We start from the raw sequence: 4,158 nt of genomic DNA, 5'->3' as shown, positions 1-4,158 counted from the left end.
AGGACGAGTGTTTAGCTCGTTCCGAGTTTCAAACGTATGGAGAAGCCTATGAAGAGGTGGCAAAATATATCCGTTTTTACAACGAACGAAGAATACATTCTAGCATTCGTGATCTATCTCCGCTTGAGTTTTATGAAAAAAACAAAAAGCAACCGATGTCAATTAAGGCAGTTCGTCTTTAATTAGCAATTCTAAGAGAAACAACGATTAAGGTTGTATGTGTCCAAATTCAAGGGGTTAATCCGGAACCGCAACATCAATCTTGTATAGAGGGTTTATTCACTTCTTTGCTTTCCTAGAAAAAAAATATCCGGGACAGATTGCCCTTAATGAACTTTCACGTCAAGACATTCTCGACTTTATTGTTTACTGTGATAAAGCTGCAACAGAAGTAAAAAGAAAAGATGCTAATCCAAATCACTTTGTCAGGACTAATTTATTTCAACTAAAAGTATTTCTAGAATATCTCGAGAGATACGAATGGAAAGAAGCCCCTACTTCTCCAGTGTCCAAACTTTTATTTCCAGATGACATTCCAAGGCAGATCAGAAGATCTGGCGTTAAAAAAAATTAAATACATTCCTGATGAAGTATGGGATCAATTGATAGCAAATATTGAAAAGCTACCCTATAAACTAATACCAGTAATTATGGCACTTGAGGTTTCAGGTTTCCGAATATCAGACATTCTCACGCTAAAGACAGAAGATTTTCTCTATTGTAATGAACAAGGCTGGTGGTTAGTTGGAGATCAAATGAAACCGGGAATTAAAGGACATAGGATTCCTATTGTGGATGAAAAAGTAATTGCTATTCTGCTGGCACAACAAGAGCAAACAAGAAAAGAAACAGATCAAAAAAGTAACCCTAAAGGGTACTTATTTGTTCAAACATCTGGACCAAGAAAAGGAAAACCATTTAACCAAAATTGGGTATCAAGAGTTTTAAATCTATTTGCATTAGAATGTAATATAAATTATCAGGGGAAGCCTTATCATTTTAATAGTCATGCCTTTAGACATCGCTTCGGCGTAACTAACATTAACAATGGCATGAATCTAGTTCACGTTCAGACCTTATTAGGCCATATGTCTCCAGAGATGACTATGACATATGCAAGAATTCTTGATACTACCCTTCGTAAATCAAGAGAGGAAGTCTTAAAAAGGACAGGTGGATTGCGTATAAACGCAAGAGGAGTATTTGAATCGACTGATCTTGAACTTCAAGCTATTGATAATGGATTAGAACTAGCCTGGATTCGTCATAACATGGAATCTATTCGAATGCCATGGGGATTTTGTGTAAGGGACTATAGACTAAATTGTGAATTTAGAGATCAGATGATAGAAGAACCACCTTGTATAAAAAATAGTTGCAAAAGTTTTCATGTTGATACCTCTTTCGTAGGATATTACCAGGAGCAATTAGATAAAATAGCAGAAGACTTAATAGAGTACAGCAAAAACAACCAGTTACGATCAATGGAGCTGGCAGAAAAGAAAATTGAAAGCTACAAGAGAATTATTAAAGATATTCAACTTTCAGGGAAAGTATATGGACTAGAGAAAGAGAGACGAGAATATGTGAATAATGAAAGGAACAAGGTGAACTAGTTGGTTAATAATAATCCCAATACTGAGGGACTCTTAAAATATGCAAGAGAAAAAGGACAACAAAAGAGGCTCTTAGTTGAAGATGTTGTAAAGAAAATGATAAAGCAGCAAAAGACAATAAACATCAACTCCGTATCAATTGAAGCTGGTGTTTCTAAAAGATTCTTATATGAAACAAAAGATTTATTTGAAAGAATAGATACCCTTCGCAAACAACAAAAGGGACTTCCGGCAAAACAGGTAAGACGGAACACAAGTGATGAATCCAAAGATGTGATTATAGCCTCCTTACGGAACCGAATAAAAAAATTAGAAGAAGAATTGATACAGACAAAAAAAGTACGTGATAATCTACTGCTAAATTCCTACGATCAGATTTAATTTCTACTAAATGGGGTACCGCCAGCAAAACGCGGATTTACAACGTTAAGGGATTAAGAAAGCAAAAACAGCCGGTTTTCACCACGCTAAGGGTAAATAACCGGCTTTATTGCTATTCTTGATTCAATGGCCTCAATGATTGGGCATGCGGAACGGATCTTCTCTTGGTCATCGTAGCCACTCATGTGCTTTACCAATCGCGACGAGACGTTGGCCAGAGACGGCGCATGTTGTACACAAGCAGCTTCGGACGCTGGCGATGGGATGTCCTCCTGGTTGTTGTCAACAGCTCATCGGCTTGACGGTCGCGACGAGACGTTGGCTAGAGGCTGCGCTTGTGATACGCAAATGGGGACTGTTTTACGCTTACTCTACTTTAGTGATTTTGCGATTTTTATCATTTCTTCTTTAGACAGTCTAGAACTTTCCATTTCGACATAAGTGCCTTTTTGAATCCAACGTAAATACCCACCAGGAGTATCATTTGCACCATTTCTGCCACCAACCCAAGCTTCGAAATGTCCTTCAAAGTTATTTATTTGAACGATTTCAGTATTGTCGCGCCTGTTTTGGTACGAATCTAGTTCCTTAAAAATAGCTTTTTTTTGATTTAGAGACATCATTAAATATTGATCATTTTTGTCCAAAAAATTTAAATTACAATAATCTTGTTTTCCATCTGTCCGAGGACCCTCTTTTATTTCTAATATCCAATCTTTAGGGATTTTGGTTGGTACAAGTAATTTGAAATCAATTTCTTTTTGCAGTGTTTCAATCGTAATTGTGTTATGCGGACCATATTGGAAGGTTACTGCATGTACCACAGTTGTAATTGGACTTAATACGACACATAGACTTAGAAAAAAACCAGGAAAAATCCTCATAAGTTCACCCTTAGTTGTAAAGTAATATTAGTTTCTCTAAGATAGGCAAATCTTATTCTCATTTTATGTAAGAAAAGGAAGGATAAAGTACATAATTGTAGAATTCTGCTTAGAAAAGTTTTGATTTCCACTCTTACCTTAGGGTTGGCATTTAGCTCTTTCACACCTAGTTTTGCAACAGAAAGTAAAATCAATAGAAATTCATCAGAATCAATTGAAAAGCTAGCTATTTATAAAAAATGGGGACCATATTTAGTTCGTCCTACTACTACTGGAGATAATGACGAAGTGAATATTTCATTGCATGAAGAAGGTTACATATCATTACATCTTTAGCAACAGGGGATTCATAGTGGCCAAAAAGCTAAAACATTATGGACATTAACTAATACCTACGGAGACGTAGTGTGGGATAAAATTATTGGTGAAGTTAACAACGAGACTATTTACAATCTAGGGTATCGTGAGGCAGGGAAATATAAACTGACTTGGTATTCAATGACGAATAACAAGACTGAAGGAGGATTCTATGTTGAAATTCCAGTTGGGGAAGTTTCGCAATAACCGATAGAATTCATCTAGTATTTAGGCGTATTAAATAAATAGCGTAAAGCAGTCCCTATCGTTTTACAAGGTGGGGACTATTTTACGCTTACATAAAAAGTGGTAGACTAGAACATTTTCTTTATAATGGGGTACCGCCAGCTGTAAACGCTAATCAAAAAGTTGACCAGTTGTGGGGCAGACGCTCATCTTCGAGTTGACCACCTAGGATGCTTCATTTCACACAAAGTAGCATTTTATTTCCTGCACCAATGCTCTTCAAGGATAAAAGGTAAGCCCCTGAAGGAGAACTCATATGTGGACAAAAGATGAGGTCGTTACAAGTTTAATGCGCGGCGAAATCCACAAATCGACAGTAGCTGAATTTTTAAATTTAGAGAAACCTTGGAACAGGTACAAGCGTGAGGAATTCGCTGCATTAATTGCTGAGGAGGCACCCAATAATATAACCCTATCTAGTCTCCTTAATAATGGCAGAGCGAAAACAGAGTTATTTGAATTTTATTTCAGGAATGAGAATACGCTTCCTCCTTTAGTTCCGTCTGATGGAAGGAAAATTGACTGGGTTGATCGTCTCCAGAAATATAAGGAATCATTAGAAAAGTAGTCAGTTTCAGATATTTTCCGATTGGAAAGTTTTGAAGTAGTTGGGGTTTTTGAATGATAAAACCGGTTACCTCTTAGCGTGGTGGAAACCGGCTGTTTTTGCTTTC

General features: G+C 36.8%; 5 protein-coding genes. 4 read left to right on the top strand and 1 reads right to left on the bottom strand.

Translation table 11 applies throughout. The annotated features are described in order from the left end of the window. The 3 genes from C7R92_RS31685 to C7R92_RS31675 form a co-directional block, all read left to right on the top strand. Nucleotides 1-182: IS3 family transposase (locus tag C7R92_RS31685; protein ID WP_146147648.1), on the top strand; the 182-nt coding region annotated here is incomplete at its 5' end. A 345-nt stretch (nt 183-527) separates the two neighbouring features. Further along, a complete protein-coding gene (locus tag C7R92_RS31680) occupies nt 528-1,616 on the top strand; it encodes a tyrosine-type recombinase/integrase (RefSeq protein ID WP_106836876.1) in 1,089 nt (362 codons plus the stop codon). Continuing rightward, entirely contained in the window at nt 1,617-1,997 is a 381-nt protein-coding gene (locus C7R92_RS31675) for a DUF6262 family protein (protein ID WP_106836875.1), read from the top strand. A gap of 371 nt (nt 1,998-2,368) precedes the next feature. On the opposite strand, the gene C7R92_RS31670 is transcribed toward C7R92_RS31675, so the two are convergent. Further along, nucleotides 2,369-2,881 (bottom strand): DUF4367 domain-containing protein, encoded by a 513-nt coding sequence (locus C7R92_RS31670; protein ID WP_056487368.1) that lies wholly within the window; start codon nt 2,879-2,881, stop codon nt 2,369-2,371. Nucleotides 2,882-3,740: 859 nt separating this feature from the next. On the opposite strand from C7R92_RS31670, the gene C7R92_RS31665 reads away from it, so the two are divergent. Then, complete coding sequence (locus tag C7R92_RS31665; RefSeq protein WP_106836874.1) at nt 3,741-4,052, top strand: hypothetical protein; 312 nt, start codon at nt 3,741-3,743, stop codon at nt 4,050-4,052. Nucleotides 4,053-4,158 lie beyond the last annotated feature (106 nt).

It is taken from the genome of Brevibacillus porteri (assembly GCF_003013475.1).
In the GTDB taxonomy this organism is placed as follows: Bacteria; Bacillota; Bacilli; order Brevibacillales; family Brevibacillaceae; genus Brevibacillus; species Brevibacillus porteri.
Note: the sequence above shows the minus strand (reverse complement) of the source record. Positions and strands in the feature narration are given on the sequence as shown.